Consider the following 18,128-nt stretch of genomic DNA (forward strand, 5'->3'; position numbering starts at 1 on the left):
AGCGAGAAAATTTATGATATGATAATCGCAAACAAAAAACACACCATGTTTGGAGGTGTACTGTATGAAGCAGCATCGTTTTTGGGCATGGGCCGCGCTGTTCTGCATGGTAATGACGATGATTACCGGCTGTAAGCGCAAGTGAGATTGATAGGAGGAACATATTATGAAGAAGATTTACAAGGACATCGCCGTATTTGTTGGTGGCACTCTGTTCGGTTCCGCAGGTATCAAGCTGCTGAGCAGCAAGGATGCTAAGAACGTATATACCCATGCTACCGCAGCGGTTCTTCGCATGAAGGATACCGTTATGAATACCGTTGACTGCGTTAAGGAGAACGTCGGCGACATCCTCGCTTCCGCAGAGGAGATCAACGAGAAGCGCGCTGCTGAGGCAGAGGCTGCTGCTGTTGAGGATGCAGACATTGAGGTTGAGCTGACCGATGAGGACCCGACTGCTGCTCCGGTTGAGGCATAAGAACCTGTCGCCAAACCGTGGTTTGGCGGACAGGAAGAACGGACTGTGAGCCGTTCCAAAGTCGCCCGAAAGTTCCCGTTCGGAAGCTTTCTCCCTCTTAGGGAATGAAAACCGAGGTACATGTTCCCGGTTTTCATGGGACGAATATCAAAGAGGGGCAGAGCCCCTCTTTTCCTATCTACCGGAAGTAAGCTGGAGGTAATTTTACTATGAAAGCATTCATTGAACACGAAAGCCGCGGACGGCTTCGTGTGCGCATGAAGCAGTACCGCATGACGCTGGAGCAGGCTGATCTGCTGGAGGCGTATCTGCAGAATCAGCCGGGTGTACTCAACGCAGCCGTGCACGAGCGTACCTGCTGTGCTGTCATCCGCTACATCGGTGACCGCGAGAATATCATCCGCGCGATCGCTCAGTTTAACTATACTGCACCGTCTGTCACGGCGCTGACGCCGACCCACAGCGGCCGTGCGCTCAACCGTGAGTATCAGGAAAAGCTGGTTGGCAAGGTTATTACGAAGTTTGCCTGCACGCTGTTCCTGCCAACGCCGCTGCAGATAGCACGCACGATCTGGCTGTCGCTGCCGTTCCTCGGCCGCGGTCTCAAGCGCCTGATTCACAGAGAGCTGAAGGTTGAACTGCTCGACGCGCTGTCCATCGGTGTTTCGATGGTACGCCGGGACTTCTCCACGGCAGGCTCGGTTATGTTCCTGCTCGATATCGGTGAGCTGCTCGAGGAGTGGACGCACAAAAAGTCGGTTGACGATCTGGCACGCTGTATGTCGCTCAACGTAAAACGCGTATGGCTCAAAACCGATGACGCAGAGGTACTTGTACCGCTGTCAAACATCGCTGTCGGTGATCACATTCTGGTTCGCATGGGCAACGTCATCCCGCTGGACGGTGAGGTTGTTGAAGGCGAAGTCATGGTTAATCAGGCATCGCTTACCGGAGAATCCATGCCGGTTGCAAAGCGTCCGGGTACGCAGGTTTACGCCGGCACGGTCATCGAGGAAGGCGACTGCGTGATCGAGGTCACCCAGTCCTCCGGCGAGAGCCGCTACGACAAGATCGTTTCCATGATTGAGCAGTCCGAGCAGCTCAAGAGTGCTGCTGAGAGCCATGCCGCCAATCTGGCGGACAAGCTGGTGCCGTATACGCTGGTCGGCAGTGCGCTCAGCTACGCACTGACCCGCAATGTCACCCGTGCACTGTCCGTGCTGATGGTTGATTTCTCCTGCGCGCTCAAGCTGGCTATGCCGCTGGCGGTTCTGTCCGCCATGCGTGAGGCAAGCATGTATCATATCACAGTCAAGGGCGGCAAGTTCCTCGAGGCTGTCGCGCAGGCAGATACCATTGTATTTGACAAGACCGGCACACTGACGCATGCCTGCCCGGTTGTTGCCAGGGTTATTCCGTTCGGCGGTCGCTCCGAAGACGACATGCTGCGCGTTGCAGCCTGCCTGGAGGAGCACTTCCCGCACTCCATGGCGAACGCCGTTGTCCGCGCTGCGCGTGAGCGCAATCTGGCGCACGAGGAAATGCACTCGCAGGTTGAGTATATCGTAGCGCACGGCATTTCCAGCATGGTTGAAAACAAGAAGGTCGTTATCGGCAGTGCACACTTTATCTTCGAGGATGAGAAGTGCGTGGTTCCGGCCGGTGAGCAGGATAAGTACGATGCACTTCCGGTTGAGTTTTCTCATCTGTATCTGGCGATCGGCGGTGAGCTGGCGGCTGTTATCTGCATCGCGGACCCGCTCCGTCCGGAAGCATGCGATGTGATGAAGGCACTGCGTGCCCTTGGCATTCAGCGCACGGTTATGCTGACCGGCGACAGTGAGCGCACGGCGGCGGCTATCGCGGCGGAGGTCGGCGTGGACGATTACCGCGCTGAGGTGCTGCCTGAGGACAAGGCGAACTTCGTCGAGCAGGAACGCGCGGCAGGCCATACCGTTATCATGCTCGGGGACGGCATCAACGATTCTCCGGCGCTGTCGGCGGCTAACGTTGGCGTAGCCATCAGCGACGGCGCAGCCATCGCCCGTGAGATTGCGGACATCACCATCGCAGCCGAGAATCTGTTTGAGCTGGTTGCTCTGCGCCGTATCGCACAGGGTCTGATGAGCCGCATCAACTCCAATTACCGCTTCGTAATCGGCTTTAACGGTTCGCTGATCGGTCTGGGCGTTGCCGGCGTGCTGGCTCCCGCAACCTCTGCGATGATGCACAACCTGTCTACGCTGGGCATCAGCCTGCGCAGTATGACAAACCTGATTGATTCCTCCGAGACGACCCGTCTGCTGGAGAGCAAGTAATTTTAATAGAGTTAAGAGTGGAGAGTGAAGCGCTTTCCACTCTTTCTTTTTGCGATTCAGGTATAACAAAACCCCGTCTTTGACGGGGTTTTGTGTTTCTATAACTGTTTGAAAAACTGTATTTTACTTCTGCTGCCACGCCATTCTATAATCTTTTTCTCCGGTAGCTTCATCCAGGCCGCTGTACTGAATTTCAAATCCTTCTCTTTGATAAAAAGATATTGCTGGTGTGTTTTTTTGATATACATTCAAAATCAGTTTGCTTCTTGTATTCTTTACATAATTCAGCAGTATTTTACCGATACCCTGCGACTGCATTGCCTCAGAAACAAAAATGCCTTCAATATATTCGCCATTCAGCCCGATAAATCCTTGTATCTTCTGATTGTCCTCATAGACATAGACAGTTGCCTGCAACAGCAGTTCTTTCACAAGCTCCAAATTACTTTTCCAATATTGGGCAGGGATAAAATAATGTGCCTTTATATTGGTGTCCAGCCATATATCGGCAACTTGATTGATATCTGCTTTTCGTAATTCTCTAATCATAGCGGGGGACTCTCCTGCAAATTTGATTGTTACACAATAGAAGGTAATGTCAGATACGTTACCGGATGCGGAAACGTAAACAGCGGGCGCTGTTCGCCGCTGGCGTTGATCAGCGTGAGGGACAGCGTGCGCAGGTCATCCGTCGGTAGCGGCACAAGCTGTGTCCACTCGGTGCGGATAAACCGGTCCGGACCGGTTTCGGTCAGCGTGTAAGTTCCGTTATGGTATGCAAGGAACAGGGGCTGTCCCAGAGTAGGCTGCATTTCCAGAGAAATGGCAGTATTCCGATCTCGATGGATTGCAAAAAAGCGCGTCAGCAGCGCATACGGCGGCTTGAGTTTATTCTGTCCGGTCAGGCGCAGTGTACCGCAGTCGCGCCAGCGCGGCACGGAACAGATATGCCGGGCGTCCCACTCGGTCACCGGATCAAAAATGTGCTGCCCAATGTCGGAATCGGCCATAAACCATTCGGTGTAGGGGAGACCATAGGCGTTTTCGCCGTCTGCGGAAAACAAAACCGAATAGGTGAATTCGTCGGTCTGTCCGCACGGCTGCAGGTGATATTTTGCTCCGTCAAATGTCAGAGAACCGGTTTCACCGTCCGGTGTGCGCAAGGTGAGCGTGCTGGGTTCGTCCGCTTCGGCAAGCTCATACAGTACAGAATCATCTATGACCTCACGGTCAGAGGAGATTGTCAGCGTGCCGAAATCAGCCGCCATAGCGGGATAAGCACATAGAACCAGCGCCAAAACGGCAGATAACAGGCGTTTTTTCATATAATCGCCTCCTTGGATGCTGCTTTATCTGCAATCACTTTCTTTTCACTTTCAAATTCCTTATTTTTCCTCTCTGATAATTTCTTTGTTTGATTAAACTGGAATTGTCTTACTTCTTGTCATTGAAGTAGATGATAAAAGCACCCATTACTGCAATAGCAATGAGCAATCCAAACTCAACCCAATTACCTAAAAGTTCAAGTCCTACGACCATACCTAAATAACCAACAATCAATGTAACGATTGCTGCCAAAATCGCTTTACCCATATAATCACACTCCTTTGTCAAATTTCGATTTATCATTCTACTGTGACTTCACTATACCATGAATACCCCCGAAACACAATCACCCATTGACACCACCGATATTCCGATAGATAATATAGGCAATAGAGAAACTTTACGCAAGAAGGGAAGTGCTTCAACGAATGAAACGCAGCTACGAGATGGACCTGTGCAGCGGTCCGCTGCTGAGCAAAATCCTGCTGTTTTCGCTGCCGCTGATTCTTTCGGGTGTGCTGCAGCTGCTGTTCAACGCGACCGACATTGTCGTAGTCGGCAAATTTGCGGGCAGCAATGCGATGGCGGCGGTCGGCTCGACCACCTCGCTGTTCAACCTGCTGGTCAACTCATTCATCGGTATTTCGGTCGGCGCGAACGTGCTTGTCGCGCGGCATTACGGCGAGCGGGATTACGACGGCGTACAGCAGACCATCCAGACGGCGCTGCTCACCGGCTTAATCGGCGGCACAATACTGATCGTGCTCGGCGTTGTGCTCGCACGTCCCATGCTGACGCTGATGGCCACACCGGACGAGGTTATCGACCAGGCCGTGCTGTACATGCAGGTGTACTTCATCGGTATGCCGGCAACCATGATCTACAACTTCGGTGCAGCCGTGCTGCGTGCCGTGGGCGATACCCGGCGTCCGCTGTACTTCCTGATGGCGGCAGGCGTGATGAACGTCCTCGGCGACCTGCTGTTTGTGTGCCTGCTCGGCATGGGCGTTGCCGGAACTGCGATCGCCACCGTGCTCAGCCAGTGTGTCTCTGCGGCGCTGACCGTGCTGTGCCTTGTAAAATCGGACGGCATGTGCCATCTCGACTTGCGCCGTCTGCACTTCCACATGGATAAGTTCCTGAGAATCATGCAGGTCGGTCTGCCTGCCGGTATGCAGAGCGTTATCTTCAATATCTCGAACGTACTCATTCAGTCCTCGGTCAACAGCTTCGGCGCAGTAACGGTTGCGGGCAACACGGCAGCCGCCAACATTGAGGGCTTTGTGTACATTTCGATGAACGCGCTCTATCAGACCTCCATCAGCTTCACCAGCCAGAATCTCGGTGCAAAGAATTATCATCGCATCGACCAGACACTCGTGCGCTGCATGTGCATCGTCACACTGATCGGTCTGGTGCTCGGCAACGGCGCACATCTGCTCGGCAATCATCTGCTGCACATCTACTCGGATGATCTGGAGGTCATCTCGTTCGGTATGCAGCGCCTGTCGGTCATCAGCGTCACCTACTGCCTGTGCGGCATGATGGATGTGCTCGCGGGCACAATACGCGGTCTGGGCTATTCCATGCTGCCAATGATCGTCTCGCTGATTGGCGCATGTGTGTTCCGTATCATCTGGATTTTTACGGTCTTTCGCGTGCAGCATACGCTGTTCATCCTGTATGCGTCCTACCCGATCTCGTGGATACTGACCATCCTGGCGCACTTTGTGTGCTACCTGATCGTGCGGAAAAAGGTTTTCCGGCCGCAGGAGACATAAGCGCGCGTTTTTCTCCGGAAAACGGTTGTAATTGACGGTTAAATATAGTATAATACTCGTGCAATGCGGGAATTTCCCGCGCAATAAGTAAATAAGCGAACAGTCGGTGCCGCTGTATGTTTTCGAACAGGACAGCGGGTAAAAGGGAAGCAGGTGCAAATCCTGCACGATCTCGTCACTGTAAGCGGGAAATGGACTGCCATTTACGTCACTGATATTGCGGTATCGGGAAGGCGGCAGTTCTAAGGCAACACAGCATAATGAAAGCTGCGGCGCTTTGCGGAAACTTTGTGTCCTGACTTCGTTGTGATTTCACGGTAATACATCAAATATTACCGCAAAACCACGCCTCGTCAGTACGCGAGAATTTACTCGCAAATCGCTCTTGTGCAATTATGCGGTATTGTCTTAAGAGCCGCAAGTCAGGAAACCTGCCGGTCTGTTGGTACGGGAAGCTGCTTCCGGGTCACGAGTTATTGATTGTACTGATACCGCATGATTTTTGATTCAGGCAGTCCCTTTCATCATATATTGATGGGGGGACTGTGTGTTTTCCGTACCCTTTTTCTTTCAAAGTGTGCGCTTTCGCTTTGCAGGCAAAACGAAGGAGGAAAACCATGAGCAAAGTAAGCAAACTGAAGAAGCTCGGCATTATGCTGATCGTTTCCGGCATGCTGATGTCCATGCTGACCGCTTGCGGCGGCAGCAAGACCGCAGCTGCGGACGACACGAAGGACAATAACACCACTGCACAGACCGATGCGCAGGATCAGACCGATCCGGACGAAAACTATGAAACGGGTGACGCTTCCTTGGACGATCCGCTGAATCAGGATGAAATTGGCGATACCGAGCTGCTTGTAGTCAGCTTCGGCACCAGCTATAACGACAGCCGCCGTGAGACCATCGGCGCCATCGAGAAGGCTATGCAGAAGGCGTTCCCGGATTACGCGGTACGCCGCGGCTTCACCAGCCAGATCATCATCGACCATGTAAACAAGCGTGACGGCGAGAAGATTGACAACGTAACCGAGGCACTGGACCGCGCCGTAGCTAACAAGGTAAAGACCCTGGTTGTTCAGCCGACCCATCTGATGAACGGCCTGGAGTACAACGACCTCAAGGATGAGCTGGCAGGCTATTCGGATTCCTTCGAGAAGATCGTGCTCGGTGAGCCGCTGCTGACCTCTGACGACGACTTCCAGAAGGTTATGAATGCCATTGTAGACGCAACCAAGGAGTATGACGACGGCGAGACCGCAATCTGCTTCATGGGTCACGGCACCGAGGCGGATTCCAACAGCGTTTACACCAAGATGCAGGAAACCCTCAAGGCCGCAGGCTACGACAACTACTTTGTCGGCACTGTTGAGGCAACTCCGTCCCTCGATGACGTAATCGCAGCCGTTAAGGCAGGCGGTTATAAGAAGGTTGTTCTGCGTCCGCTGATGATCGTTGCAGGCGACCACGCCAATAACGATATGGCAGGCGATGAGGACGGCTCCTGGAAGACCGAGTTTGAGAAGGCTGGCTTCGAGGTAACCACCGTAGTTGAGGGCCTTGGCTCCGTGCAGGCAATCCAGGATCTGTTTGTTGCACACGCACAGGCAGCGATTGATTCCCTGAAGTAAATCAAGTAAACAGCAGGGTCCGGACCGTGGAATGCGGACGGACCCTGTTTTTGTGGAAATTTTGATTGTCGATTTCGGTGTGCAGAATTGAGAATTGAAAATGGAGAATTATACCCAGAGTGAATCGTTGAGAGTGAAGAGAACGTGATAGGCGTAATTCGCAGGTGCCGTCTGCAATATCCAGATTAACGATTTGTGCGGCACGGTTATGCCGCACGCTGCGTAGAGTAACCCGCATGTGTAGCAGTACGGTATCTGACATTGCGAATATGCGGATACATGAACGCACATCGTGCGTCCTGCGGAAGAAAAAATCCTCTGCCGTTCCTTTATAGGCTCAGTTCTGAACAACCACTGTGCTCTCTTAGGAAAGGGGTGATTCACAAGAGGGTGGAAACCTTGGTGTCTACCCTCTTGTGCCCCTGCCGGGCAGGCAAGATTCCGTTCGCTTCTCAAGCGCAAATGCCCCGAATGGCAACCATTCATCAAAATCCCGTTTATATCGCAAAACAAAGGAGAAACCACAATGAAGAACAAAAAAGCACTGTTAAGCGCCGTATTTGCGGCATTCATGCTGCTCTCCGCCTGCGGCAGCAGCACCCAGCAGGATACCTCCGCGCAGGACAGCAGCACCACCTCTCAGGTCGCTTCTGCGTCCGATATGGCCGATGTCGAGGACGTTGTTGAGGACGGCATGACGCCGATCACCGGCGACAAAGTGAAGGACGGCACCTACGATGTAACCGTCGATTCCAGCTCCAACATGTTCAACGTTACCGCATGCGAGCTGACCGTCAAGAACGGCGAAATGACCGCCAAGATGCACATGGGCGGTACCGGTTATCTGTACGTCTATATGGGCACCGGCGAGGAGGCTGCCGCTGCCGCTGAAGCCGACTACATTCCGTTTACCGAGGAAGCCGACGGCACACACAGCTTTACCGTTCCGGTTAAGGCGCTCGATGAGGGAATTGACTGCGCAGCCTTCAGCAAGAAGAAGGAGAAGTGGTACGACCGCACTCTGGTGTTCCGTGCGGACTCTTTGCCGGCAGATGCACTGGCAGACGGCGTAATGACCACCGCTGAGAGCCTGTCTCTCGCAGACGGCACCTACACCGCTGATGTAACGCTTTCCGGCGGCTCCGGCCGTGCAAGCGTGGAATCTCCCGCAGCGCTGACCGTTTCGGGCGGCAAGGTGACGGCTAAGATCATCTGGAGCAGCAAAAACTACGATTATATGAAGGTGAACGACGAAAAGTACGATGCTGTGATCGAAAATGAGCACTCCACGTTTGAAATTCCGGTTGCGGGCTTTGACTGGGCGATGCCGGTCGTAGCCGACACTACCGCAATGAGTGAGCCGCACGAGATCGAGTACACGCTGCGTTTTGACTCTGCGTCCATCGCTCCGGCAGCAAAATGAGAAGAATTACAGCATGGTGCCTGAGTGCGGCACTGCTGCTCGGCGGTCTGTCCGGCTGCGGAACTGCCCGGCAATCGACCGCACAGACGCAGGCGGCGGTCTCGTGGAGCGACATGCAGCCGACCGACAGCATGGATTTGGAGTATGCCGAGTGCTTCTCGGTCGATCACTATGACGGCGGCTATTCGCTCATTACCGTGAAGGACGACGCACGTTATCTGGTCGTTCCGGAAAACGCGTCCGTGCCGGACGGTCTGGACGCGGATATTACGGTGCTGCAGCAGCCGCTGGACAGCATTTATCTGGTCTCCTCAAGTGTCATGGACCAGTTCGTTGCACTGGATGCGCTGGACAGCATTTCACTGTCTGGCACCAGGCAGGACGGTTGGTACATCGACGAGGCCAAGCAGGCGATGGCGGACGGAAAAATCGTCTACGCGGGCAAGTACAGCGCGCCGGATTACGAGACCATCTACTCCGCTGACTGCAATCTTGCTATTGAGAACACCATGATCTACCATACGCCTGAGGTAAAGGAGCAGCTCGAAAAGCTGGGTATTCCGGTGTTTGTCGAGCGTTCCAGCTACGAGCCGCACGCACTCGGCCGCATGGAATGGATCAAGGTGTACGGCACGCTGCTCGGCTGCGAGGACAAGGCGGAAAAGCTGTTTGCGGATAAGGTGGACGGCATTGTGGACATCCTGCAGAAGCCGGCAGCCGGCAAGACGGTTTCGTTCTTTTACATCACGTCAAACGGTGCGGTCAATGTTCGCAAATCCACGGATTATATCGCGGAGATGCTCAGTCTGGCAGGAGGAAAGTACATTTTTGATGATCTGACGGACGATACGGCAAAGTCCACCGTCAATATGCAGATGGAAAGCTTTTACGCCGGAGCCAAGGACGCGGATGTGATGATCTACAACGCCACCATCGACAGTGAGCTGCAGACGCTTGACCAGCTGTTGGAAAAAAGTACGCTGCTTGCGGACTTCAAGGCCGTGAAAACCGGCAATGTGTGGTGTACAGAGAAGAATCTGTACCAGTCCACAATGGAACTGGACGAGCTGATCCGCGACTTCCATACCGTCATTGCAGACGGAGACCCGTCCACGCTGAAATACTTACACAAGCTGTCCTGAAAGGAGAGGATTTCCCGTGAAACCGCAGCCTAAAATGCGCTATGCGGGCGCGTTTGCCGTGCTTCTGGCACTGCTGGCCGTGCTGTTCGTGTGGAATGTCAACTCGGGCAGCCTGCACGTGTCCGTCCGAGAGGTCGCGCAGATTCTGCTGACGCACAGCGGCGCCAATGCGGTCATCGTGTGGGAGATTCGCATGCCGCGTATCTTCGCGGCCATCCTGCTCGGCGGTGCGCTGTCTGTCTCCGGCTTTCTGCTGCAGACCTTTTTCGCCAACCCGATCGCGGGACCGTTCGTGCTGGGTATTTCCTCGGGCGCCAAGCTGACGGTTGCGCTGACGATGATAGGCGCGCTGTCCTGCGGGCGTGTGCTCGGCTCTGCTGTCATGATAACAGCCGCCTTTGCGGGAGCCATGCTCTCGATGGGCTTTGTGCTGCTCATCGCGCAGCGCGTGCGGCAGATGCCGCTGTTGGTCGTGAGCGGCGTGATGATCGGTTATATCTGCTCGGCGGTGACGGATTTCGTCATTACCTTTGCCGAGGATTCCAATATTGTCAACTTGCATAACTGGTCGATGGGCAGCTTTTCGGGCATTTCCTGGGACAATATCCGCGTGATGACGCCGGTCGTGCTCGCGGCGCTCGTGTGCGTGTTCCTGCTGTCCAAGCCGATCGGCGCGTACCAGCTCGGAGAGGGGTATGCCCGCAGTATGGGCGTCAATATCACCGCGTTCCGCGTGGTGCTGATCCTGCTGTCGAGCGTGCTCTCGGCGTGTGTAGCGGCGTTTGCCGGACCGATCTCGTTCGTCGGCATCGCAGTTCCGCATCTTGCGAAAAGCCTGTTCGGCACGGCAAAGCCGATCCTGATGATACCGGCGTGCTTTCTCGGCGGTGCGGGATTCTGTCTGCTGTGCGATCTCATCGCGCGGACGGTGTTTGCACCGACGGAGCTGAGTATCAGCACCGTGACAGCCCTGTTTGGTGCACCGGTCGTCATTTATATTATGGTGCATCGGAAGTCCTCCAGAGGGTGAGTCTGCGTCCTCACGCAGAGGGAGTGGGAGCCAACCCTTGGCTTGGGGACCAAAAGGATAGACACCAAGGTTTCTATCCTCTTGGAACTCCAGTTTCCTATTGTTAGATAGTCTGGCGCATACCAGAGACCGGCGACCGCTTCGAAAAGGGGGAATGGCAGACGATTTTTCCTATCGTATGGGAGCACAGTGTGCTCCCGTGTCGTAACCTATACGCAGTGCCAGATTCCTTGCTGCTACACAGGCGGTTCAATCAGCGCAGGCGCGGCATGACAGTGCCGCGCAAGTCGTTAGCCTGGAGTATATAGACAGTATCTGCGGATTTATCGGTTTGGTATAATCTATCTGCGCAGGTGTTGTCTGGAATAACGCGTAAAAGAGTTGCGCGACACGGGCATGTCGCGCCCTGCGTAGAGTAGCCCGCATGTGTAGCAGTATGTTATCTGTGAACTGCGAAAAGGCGGAGAAAGACACGCAAAAGTAACCCGACTGTTGTTCCTTTGCGAGTCTCAGTTCTGCAAATTTTGCCGTGCTATCCCAAAAGGAAACGGGATTCATAAGGGTGGAAACCTTGGTGTCCACCCTTATGCCCCTCGCCGTGGGCACGGCACCCCTGCCGGGGAGGCAAGATTCTCTTGCTTCGTAAGCAATCATGTTAAAGAAGAAGGTACAAAATGGCCCATCCTTTCGTCGAAACAAAAGAAATGACCGTCGGCTACCGCGGTGTGCCGCTCATCCGCGACATCGCCCTGCATGTTCACCGCGGTGAGATTTTAACGCTCATCGGTCCGAACGGCTCGGGTAAATCGACCATCCTCAAAAGCCTCATCCGTCAGCTGGCGCTCATCGGCGGTACGGTATATTTGGATGGCAAATCGCTGCAGACTCTGCCTGAACGTGACCTTGCGCGCACGATGTCCGTGCTGCTCACCGAGCATGTGCGGCCGGAGCTGATGACCTGCTGGGATGTGGCGGCTGCAGGCCGCTATCCGTACACCGGACGGCTTGGTCTGCTCAACGACGAGGACCGCGCCAAGGTGGACGAGGCGCTTGCGCTTGTCGGCGCGGATGAACTTGCCGACCGCGATTTTTCCTGCATCAGCGATGGACAGCGGCAGCGTGTGCTGCTGGCCCGCGCCATCTGCCAGGAGCCGGAGGTCATTGTGCTCGATGAGCCCACCTCCTTCCTCGACATTCGCTACAAGCTGGAACTGCTGACCGTGCTCAAGCAGCTGGTGCGCGAAAAGCAGGTGGCGGTCATTCTCTCGCTGCACGAAATCGATTTGGCGCAGAAGCTGTCCGACCGGCTCATCTGCGTTCACAACGGCAGAATTGAGCGCTGCGGCACGCCGGAGCAGGTATTCATCGGCGACTACATCCGCACCCTGTATGACCTCGAGCGCGGCACTTATAACGAGCAGTTCGGCAGTCTGGAGCTCGAGCGGGTGACAGGCGAGCCGCGCGTGTTTGTTATCGGCGGCGGCGGAAGCGGAACGGCACTGTACCGCAGACTGCAGCGGCGCGGCATTCCGTTCGCGGCAGGCGTTCTGCCGGAGAACGATGTAGAGCTGCCGACGGCTCGTGCTCTGGCGGTCGAGACCGTCACCGAGCGGGCGTACCAGCCAATCGGTGAGGACGCTTACGCGCGTGCGCAGGCGCTTGTACGGCAGTGCGGAAACGCGGTCTGCTGTCTGGATTTGTTCGGTCCAGTCAACGAAAAAAACCGCGTGCTGCGCGACTGGGCACAGCAGGAGGGGCTGCTGCGGAGCAAATCGGAATTGGAAAATATTACATGATAATCGCCTGAAATGTTGCTCAAAACGCAATGTTGTGGTAAAATAGCCAATAATGCCAATGGTGACAGGGAAGGTTCCGCCCGGTCACCGGTGAGAGCAACCACTTTGTCACAGGAAAGCGATAACATGGCAAGAAAGCAACAAAAACGACATAACAGAGGCAGCTATCGGCGGAAAACCGCCCATGCACATCGCAGTACGCGGCATATGCAGCCGGTAAGAACGCAGAAAACGGTCAGACGCCGTCTGCCCGAGGCGGAAGTGCGCCGCAGACAGCGGGCACGCCGTCGGCAGGTTGCGCTGCTCGGGCTGGCAGTCCTGCTCATTGTGCTTATTTTCGCCTTTCGGCATTTGATCAGCACACCGCAGCAGAGCGGCGCGGACGGTGATACCGGCAATTCCGGCACGAGCGCGACCGAGGAGGTCAAGCAGGTAGCCAAGGCGGTGAATGTCTATCAGTCGGTTATGTATTATCAGCCGGTGGTGCAGAAATATGCCGAGCAGAACGGCATTCCGGAGTACACGGATGTACTGCTGGCCATCATGCAGGTGGAGAGCGGCGGCAAGCTGACCGACATCATGCAGTCCTCCGGCAGCGCCGGACTGCCGAACGATTCACTCGAGGAGGAGAGCTCGATCCGGCAGGGCTGCACCTATTTTGCACACCTGCTGAGCAAGGGCAAATCGCTGGACTGTGATCTGGACTGCATCATTCAGGCGTATAATTACGGTAGCGGTTTCCTCGATTATGCGGCCAAGTTCAACGGTGTGTACAGCACCGAGCTGGCTGAGAAATTCGCGGAGAAGCAGTCCGGCGGCAATACCATCCAGTATGATAACCCGATGGCAGTCCAGGAAAACGGCGGCTGGCGGTATGCCTACGGCAATATGTTCTATGCCCGTCTGGTTAAGCAGTATTTGATTGAGTGATCGTATTTTACGCTCTGTTTGGACAAAACTACTTGACAAACCGCCTGTAAAAAGCTATACTTATCCCACAGCTTAGAGTATTTAAACCGCAGGAAAAGGAGGAAATCACCGTGCGTGCAGTTCGAATGGAAATGTGCATGATGTGTGGTTCTGCTCGTTTTTCTGCGAAGCAGCCGTAAGGCTGAAACGCATAGGCGGGCCGCTTTTCATGCGGCTGATACAGAAAACGGGCGGAAAGCAGAAACCTGCTTTCCGCTTTTCTTTTGAAAATGTAAGGAGGAATGAATGTGGCACAGGATGTGATCGTCCGGATTCAGGGTCTGAACAAGACCTTTCGCGGCAGAGCCGGAACGGTAGTTGCGCTGAACGGTATCGACCTTGATATCTATCGCGGCGAGATTTTCGGCATTATCGGTCTTTCGGGCGCAGGCAAGTCCACACTGGTACGCTGTATCAACTTTTTGGAGAAGCCCACCGAGGGCACGGTAACGGTGGACGGAGAGGAACTCGGCAGACTGAGCAAAAAGCAGCTGCTCGAGGCTCGCCGGTCGATGGGTATGATCTTCCAGCAGTTCAACCTGCTGCAGCAGAGAACCGCACTGCAGAATATCTGTTTTCCACTCGAGATTGCGGGAACGAGCAAAGCCGATGCGGAAAAACGGGCGCGTGAGCTGCTCGAGATCGTCGGTCTGTCAGACCGTGCGGATAACTATCCGAGCCAGCTGTCCGGCGGTCAGCAGCAGCGTGTGGCGATTGCACGAGCACTTGCGACCAACCCGAAAATCCTGCTGTGCGACGAGGCGACAAGCGCACTCGACCCGACGACAACACGGTCGATCCTCGCACTGCTCAAGGAGATCAACAAGACGCTCGGCATCACCATCATCGTTATCACGCATGAGATGGCGGTCATCGAGGAAATCTGCCAGAGAGTTGCGATTATTGATTCCAGTCGTATTGCCGAGGTCGGCACGGTGGACGAGGTGTTCACCCGACCGAAATCCGCAATGGCCAAGCAGCTTATCTATCCGGACGGCAAGCGCAATTCTCTTGCGACCGGCAAGCGGTACTGCCGCATTGTATTTGACGGCAATTCGTCGTTCGAGCCGGTAATCTCCAACATGGTGCTCGAGTGCAAGGCGCCGGTAAATATTATGTTCGCGGACACCAAGAACATGGATGGCAAGGCTTACGGTCAGATGATCCTGCAGCTTCCCGAGGACGAACGCGCGGCAAAACGCGCACTGGCGTACCTCGAAACCCAGAACGTACACGCAGAGGAGGTAGCCGATTATGCTTCCGTTTAATGTTTGGGCGCAGAGCCTTTGGGAAACCCTGTATATGGTCATTGTTTCGACCGTTATCTCGTATGCGATCGGTCTGCCGCTCGGTCTGACGCTGGTTGTTACCGATAAGGGCGGCATCCGTCCGATGCCGCTCGTCAACACGGTTCTGGGCGTGGTTGTCAATATCCTGCGCTCTGTCCCGTTCCTGATTCTTGCCGTTATGATTACGCCGATTACGCGCGCGATCGTCGGCAAGGCCATCGGCACCACTGCGATGATCGTTCCGCTGACCTTTGCGGCAGCACCGTATGTAGCCCGCATGGTCGAGTCCTCCATCAAGGAGGTGCCGTTCGGTGTGATCGAAGCCGCACAGTCCATGGGTGCAAGTCCGTGGCAGATCGTGTGGAAGGTGCTCGTGCCGGAGGCAAAGCCGTCCCTGATGGTCGGCGGCGCGATTTCGGTCGTTACCATCCTCGGATATTCCGCAATGGCAGGCTTTATCGGCGGCGGCGGTCTGGGTACCGTAGCCGTAAACTACGGCTATAACCGCTATAATTTCCCGATCATGCTGGTAGCGGTTATCATTATCGTTATCGTTGTTCAGATTTTCCAGGAGGTCGGCATGCGTCTTGCACACCATCTGGATAAGAGAAACAGATAATCGTTTTTCATTCTCAATTTTATTTTGTTATCATTAAAAATGATATATATCGAAAAGGAGCGAATTCCAATGAAGAAGACAATCGCAGCAATCCTGGCAGGCGCCCTGTGCCTGACCGCCCTGACCGCTTGCGGCGGCAGCAAGACCGACAGCGCTGCAGCTGACAGCAGCAGCGCAGCAGCAGGCGACGACAAGACGATCACCGTTGGCGCAACCCCGACTCCGCACGCTGAAATCCTGAATGCGGCAAAGGACGCACTCGAGGCTGAGGGCTACACCCTGAATGTTGTTGAGTTCACCGACTATGTGCAGCCGAACACCGCACTGGTTGATGGTGATCTGGATGCAAACTACTTCCAGCACACCCCGTACCTGAACAACTTCAACAAGGAGAACGGCACGAATCTGGTTTCTGCATTCGATATGCACTACGAGCCGTTCGGCATTTACGCCGGCAAGACCGCTTCCATCGAGGAACTGAAGGACGGCGCTTCTATTGCTATCCCGAACGACGGCTCCAACGAGACCCGCGCACTGCTTCTGCTGCAGGATGCCGGTCTGATCAAGCTGAAGGACGGCATTGACCCGACCTCTGACGCTACCAAGCTGGATATCACCGAGAACCCGAAGAACCTGGACATCCAGGAGATCGCTGCAGAGCAGCTGCCGCGTTCTCTGGCAGACGTTGACCTTGCTGTTATCAATGGCAACTATGCACTGCAGGCAGACCTGAACGCCTCTGAGGACTCCCTCATCACCGAGAACCCGGACTACGCTAAGGTCTATGTAAACGTAGTTGCTTGCCGTTCCGGTGAGGAGAACAGCGACAAGATTCAGGCGCTCAAGAAGGCGCTGCAGAGCGACGATGTTAAGAATTACGTTGACGAGACCTATAAGGGTGCAGTCGTTACCGTATTCTAAAACAACCCGATAAAACGAAAACCGAGGCGGATGCCTCGGTTTTTGTTTTGCCTGTTACTGTACATTCAGCGTAAATGCCGGATTTTCGGCGGCCGCGTCCGCCAGCACGCGGAGCACCAGCTCGCCGTAATTGCCGAGATGCGCGACCAGCATCTCCGGGTGCCGCAGCGTGAGCCGCGCCGCCGGATAGGCGGTCAGCAGGTCGTACAGCGCGTCCAGATTGCGGCCGTAGTCGGCAGGAAAGCCGCACACCTTGGCCAGCACATCGTGCAGCTGCTCGCGCGTGTACAGCGTTTCTGCGTCCAGAAGCAGTTCTTTCATTCTCATTTCCCCCGAAATTGAATTATTGTAAAAGCTATTCTGTGATTTCCTCAAAACTCTCGTAATGGTCGGCGGTGTAGTAGATTCGGCCGTCGTCCGCGTAGACCAGCCGTTCCGTGCCGCGCTTGTCGGCTCCGCGGGTGTTGAGGTCGCACTCGTGATAGCTGCCGTCCGGCAGGGTGCCCTCGTAGTTGCCGAACCGGTCGCCGCCGATTGAGCAGCCGGGTGCATACGGCTCGAGCGAGCCGCCCTGCCAGCCGAGTGCCTGCGCCTGCTTTTTCGTGATGTAGTTGGAGGGTAAGTGTCCGTATTCGGTCAGATAGGCGGAAACCTCGTCCTTGCTGTCGTACTGCCCATCCTCGGTGACGGAAACAGCGGAAGCGCTGTCCGAGGTGATGATGGCGGTCGGTCCGTCCGCACCGCCGATGATGCCGATTTGACCGGCGCAGCCGGTCAGCGAGCCGAACGCCAGCAGCAGGGACAGCCATAAAGCGGTTAATTTTTTCATATGCTGTTACTCCTTCGCCGTAGGATAGAACAGCACGAACAGATCGTGGTACAGATTGCGTCCATCACCGCTCTTGATGGCGCGCAGCTTGCCGTTGACGAACACATAGCCGTCCGTATTCACGCCGATCGAGTTGCCGTTCTGGAAGGTTACGGTCAGGCGGTTGGCAGTCAGCTTGTTCTGGCTGGGCTTGATAAAGTGCGGATAGGCGGTGTAGGTCTGCTCACTGAGAAGCTGTATGATAGCGGTTTTCTGGTTGTCGTCGGTTTGCGGTACCTCCACGTCATTCTCGGTAAGGGTGATGGTGGATTGCGGTCCGGTTTCCGCTATGTCGGAAAAGTCCTGGCTGTAAACGTGGGTATAGATCAAACGTCCGGTGGCGAACAGCAGCAGAAGCAGCAGCGTGCCGCAGATGGCCAATACGAGCGAAACGGTTTTTCGCATGGAAAATTAACTCCTTTGGGTTTTCTGTAAACTTTTTCTGGTTGTGAACGGCGGGTTTTCGCCTGAAATCAAGCGGGGAGCTGCGCTCTGCGGAGCGCGGGAGTTCGCCGCGCCCCGCGGCGGGGCAAGAGG

Annotated in this window: 18 protein-coding genes and 1 riboswitch; of the genes, 12 read left to right on the forward strand and 6 right to left on the reverse strand. The window is 55.0% G+C overall.

The window, feature by feature from the left end:
• Nucleotides 1-166: 166 nt before the first annotated feature.
• Nucleotides 167-478 (forward strand): DUF6110 family protein, encoded by a 312-nt coding sequence (locus DW724_RS10485; RefSeq protein WP_116705070.1) that lies wholly within the window; start codon nucleotides 167-169, stop codon nucleotides 476-478.
• A 209-nt stretch (nucleotides 479-687) separates the two neighbouring features.
• Entirely contained in the window at nucleotides 688-2,796 is a 2,109-nt protein-coding gene (locus DW724_RS10490; RefSeq protein ID WP_118761432.1) for a heavy metal translocating P-type ATPase, read from the forward strand.
• 123 nt (nucleotides 2,797-2,919) lie between these two features.
• Here DW724_RS10490 and DW724_RS10495 read toward each other — a convergent pair whose 3' ends face one another.
• The 3 genes from DW724_RS10495 to DW724_RS10505 all read right to left on the reverse strand — a co-directional run bounded on the left by DW724_RS10495 (nucleotide 2,920) and on the right by DW724_RS10505 (nucleotide 4,389).
• Entirely contained in the window at nucleotides 2,920-3,345 is a 426-nt protein-coding gene (locus DW724_RS10495) for an N-acetyltransferase (protein ID WP_118761433.1), read from the reverse strand.
• Nucleotides 3,346-3,374: 29 nt separating this feature from the next.
• Nucleotides 3,375-4,121 (reverse strand): hypothetical protein, encoded by a 747-nt coding sequence (locus tag DW724_RS10500; protein WP_118761434.1) that lies wholly within the window; start codon nucleotides 4,119-4,121, stop codon nucleotides 3,375-3,377.
• Between the two features lie 109 nt (nucleotides 4,122-4,230).
• Nucleotides 4,231-4,389 carry a hypothetical protein gene (locus tag DW724_RS10505; RefSeq protein ID WP_055186498.1) on the reverse strand — a complete coding sequence of 53 codons (159 nt, stop codon included), beginning with the start codon at nucleotides 4,387-4,389 and terminating at the stop codon, nucleotides 4,231-4,233.
• Nucleotides 4,390-4,550: 161 nt separating this feature from the next.
• Between DW724_RS10505 and DW724_RS10510 the strand changes: the two genes are divergently transcribed.
• From DW724_RS10510 to DW724_RS10560, 10 genes are all read left to right on the forward strand, one after another.
• The gene (locus tag DW724_RS10510; protein WP_118729249.1) at nucleotides 4,551-5,903 is read left to right on the forward strand and encodes an MATE family efflux transporter; all 1,353 of its coding nucleotides are present in this window, start codon (nucleotides 4,551-4,553) and stop codon (nucleotides 5,901-5,903) included.
• An 87-nt stretch (nucleotides 5,904-5,990) separates the two neighbouring features.
• A riboswitch (cobalamin riboswitch) is annotated at nucleotides 5,991-6,356 on the forward strand.
• A 164-nt stretch (nucleotides 6,357-6,520) separates the two neighbouring features.
• Nucleotides 6,521-7,534 (forward strand): sirohydrochlorin cobaltochelatase, encoded by a 1,014-nt coding sequence (locus DW724_RS10515; protein WP_442861279.1) that lies wholly within the window; start codon nucleotides 6,521-6,523, stop codon nucleotides 7,532-7,534.
• A 526-nt stretch (nucleotides 7,535-8,060) separates the two neighbouring features.
• Nucleotides 8,061-8,957 carry a hypothetical protein gene (locus DW724_RS10520; RefSeq protein WP_118761435.1) on the forward strand — a complete coding sequence of 299 codons (897 nt, stop codon included), beginning with the start codon at nucleotides 8,061-8,063 and terminating at the stop codon, nucleotides 8,955-8,957.
• Nucleotides 8,954-10,099 carry an ABC transporter substrate-binding protein gene (locus DW724_RS10525; RefSeq protein WP_118761436.1) on the forward strand — a complete coding sequence of 382 codons (1,146 nt, stop codon included), beginning with the start codon at nucleotides 8,954-8,956 and terminating at the stop codon, nucleotides 10,097-10,099. The genes DW724_RS10520 and DW724_RS10525 overlap by 4 nt, the downstream gene beginning before the upstream one ends.
• Nucleotides 10,100-10,133: 34 nt before the next feature.
• Complete coding sequence (locus DW724_RS10530; protein ID WP_118761506.1) at nucleotides 10,134-11,129, forward strand: FecCD family ABC transporter permease; 996 nt, start codon at nucleotides 10,134-10,136, stop codon at nucleotides 11,127-11,129.
• 674 nt (nucleotides 11,130-11,803) lie between these two features.
• Nucleotides 11,804-12,925, forward strand: coding sequence for an ABC transporter ATP-binding protein (locus DW724_RS10540; protein ID WP_118761438.1), 1,122 nt, complete (start codon nucleotides 11,804-11,806; stop codon nucleotides 12,923-12,925).
• 126 nt (nucleotides 12,926-13,051) lie between these two features.
• Nucleotides 13,052-13,855 (forward strand): lysozyme family protein, encoded by an 804-nt coding sequence (locus DW724_RS16060; protein ID WP_243105733.1) that lies wholly within the window; start codon nucleotides 13,052-13,054, stop codon nucleotides 13,853-13,855.
• Nucleotides 13,856-14,136: 281 nt separating this feature from the next.
• Nucleotides 14,137-15,162 (forward strand): methionine ABC transporter ATP-binding protein, encoded by a 1,026-nt coding sequence (locus tag DW724_RS10550; protein WP_118564341.1) that lies wholly within the window; start codon nucleotides 14,137-14,139, stop codon nucleotides 15,160-15,162.
• Entirely contained in the window at nucleotides 15,149-15,802 is a 654-nt protein-coding gene (locus tag DW724_RS10555) for a methionine ABC transporter permease (RefSeq protein ID WP_117750702.1), read from the forward strand. Before DW724_RS10550 ends, DW724_RS10555 begins: the two co-directional genes overlap by 14 nt.
• 69 nt (nucleotides 15,803-15,871) lie before the next feature.
• A complete protein-coding gene (locus DW724_RS10560; protein WP_118761439.1) occupies nucleotides 15,872-16,723 on the forward strand; it encodes a MetQ/NlpA family ABC transporter substrate-binding protein in 852 nt (283 codons plus the stop codon).
• Nucleotides 16,724-16,777: 54 nt separating this feature from the next.
• On the opposite strand, the gene DW724_RS10565 is transcribed toward DW724_RS10560, so the two are convergent.
• Genes DW724_RS10565 through DW724_RS10575 form a run of 3 tightly spaced genes read right to left on the reverse strand, consistent with a single transcriptional unit; the run spans nucleotide 16,778 to nucleotide 17,996 of the window.
• Complete coding sequence (locus DW724_RS10565; RefSeq protein ID WP_158580273.1) at nucleotides 16,778-17,044, reverse strand: barstar family protein; 267 nt, start codon at nucleotides 17,042-17,044, stop codon at nucleotides 16,778-16,780.
• 34 nt (nucleotides 17,045-17,078) lie between these two features.
• Nucleotides 17,079-17,552, reverse strand: coding sequence for a ribonuclease domain-containing protein (locus DW724_RS10570; RefSeq protein ID WP_118761440.1), 474 nt, complete (start codon nucleotides 17,550-17,552; stop codon nucleotides 17,079-17,081).
• Nucleotides 17,553-17,558: 6 nt separating this feature from the next.
• Nucleotides 17,559-17,996: a hypothetical protein gene (locus tag DW724_RS10575; RefSeq protein ID WP_117750705.1), complete on the reverse strand. Its 438-nt coding sequence runs from the start codon at nucleotides 17,994-17,996 to the stop codon at nucleotides 17,559-17,561.
• Nucleotides 17,997-18,128 lie beyond the last annotated feature (132 nt).

It is taken from the genome of Butyricicoccus sp. AM27-36 (assembly GCF_003480945.1).
In the GTDB taxonomy this organism is placed as follows: domain Bacteria; phylum Bacillota; class Clostridia; order Oscillospirales; family Butyricicoccaceae; genus Agathobaculum; species Agathobaculum butyriciproducens.

What these genes read in the sequence shown, in the direction of transcription:
- DW724_RS10485 (WP_116705070.1), top strand. Translation starts at nt 167, where the DNA reads ATGAAGAAGATTTACAAGGACATCGCCGTATTTGTTGGTGGCACTCTG.
- DW724_RS10490 (WP_118761432.1), top strand. Translation starts at nt 688, where the DNA reads ATGAAAGCATTCATTGAACACGAAAGCCGCGGACGGCTTCGTGTGCGC.
- DW724_RS10495 (WP_118761433.1), bottom strand. Translation starts at nt 3,345, where the DNA reads ATGATTAGAGAATTACGAAAAGCAGATATCAATCAAGTTGCCGATATA.
- DW724_RS10500 (WP_118761434.1), bottom strand. Translation starts at nt 4,121, where the DNA reads ATGAAAAAACGCCTGTTATCTGCCGTTTTGGCGCTGGTTCTATGTGCT.
- DW724_RS10505 (WP_055186498.1), bottom strand. Translation starts at nt 4,389, where the DNA reads ATGGGTAAAGCGATTTTGGCAGCAATCGTTACATTGATTGTTGGTTAT.
- DW724_RS10510 (WP_118729249.1), top strand. Translation starts at nt 4,551, where the DNA reads ATGAAACGCAGCTACGAGATGGACCTGTGCAGCGGTCCGCTGCTGAGC.
- DW724_RS10515 (WP_442861279.1), top strand. Translation starts at nt 6,521, where the DNA reads ATGAGCAAAGTAAGCAAACTGAAGAAGCTCGGCATTATGCTGATCGTT.
- DW724_RS10520 (WP_118761435.1), top strand. Translation starts at nt 8,061, where the DNA reads ATGAAGAACAAAAAAGCACTGTTAAGCGCCGTATTTGCGGCATTCATG.
- DW724_RS10525 (WP_118761436.1), top strand. Translation starts at nt 8,954, where the DNA reads ATGAGAAGAATTACAGCATGGTGCCTGAGTGCGGCACTGCTGCTCGGC.
- DW724_RS10530 (WP_118761506.1), top strand. Translation starts at nt 10,134, where the DNA reads ATGCGCTATGCGGGCGCGTTTGCCGTGCTTCTGGCACTGCTGGCCGTG.
- DW724_RS10540 (WP_118761438.1), top strand. Translation starts at nt 11,804, where the DNA reads ATGGCCCATCCTTTCGTCGAAACAAAAGAAATGACCGTCGGCTACCGC.
- DW724_RS16060 (WP_243105733.1), top strand. Translation starts at nt 13,052, where the DNA reads ATGGCAAGAAAGCAACAAAAACGACATAACAGAGGCAGCTATCGGCGG.
- DW724_RS10550 (WP_118564341.1), top strand. Translation starts at nt 14,137, where the DNA reads ATGAATGTGGCACAGGATGTGATCGTCCGGATTCAGGGTCTGAACAAG.
- DW724_RS10555 (WP_117750702.1), top strand. Translation starts at nt 15,149, where the DNA reads ATGCTTCCGTTTAATGTTTGGGCGCAGAGCCTTTGGGAAACCCTGTAT.
- DW724_RS10560 (WP_118761439.1), top strand. Translation starts at nt 15,872, where the DNA reads ATGAAGAAGACAATCGCAGCAATCCTGGCAGGCGCCCTGTGCCTGACC.
- DW724_RS10565 (WP_158580273.1), bottom strand. Translation starts at nt 17,044, where the DNA reads ATGAAAGAACTGCTTCTGGACGCAGAAACGCTGTACACGCGCGAGCAG.
- DW724_RS10570 (WP_118761440.1), bottom strand. Translation starts at nt 17,552, where the DNA reads ATGAAAAAATTAACCGCTTTATGGCTGTCCCTGCTGCTGGCGTTCGGC.
- DW724_RS10575 (WP_117750705.1), bottom strand. Translation starts at nt 17,996, where the DNA reads ATGCGAAAAACCGTTTCGCTCGTATTGGCCATCTGCGGCACGCTGCTG.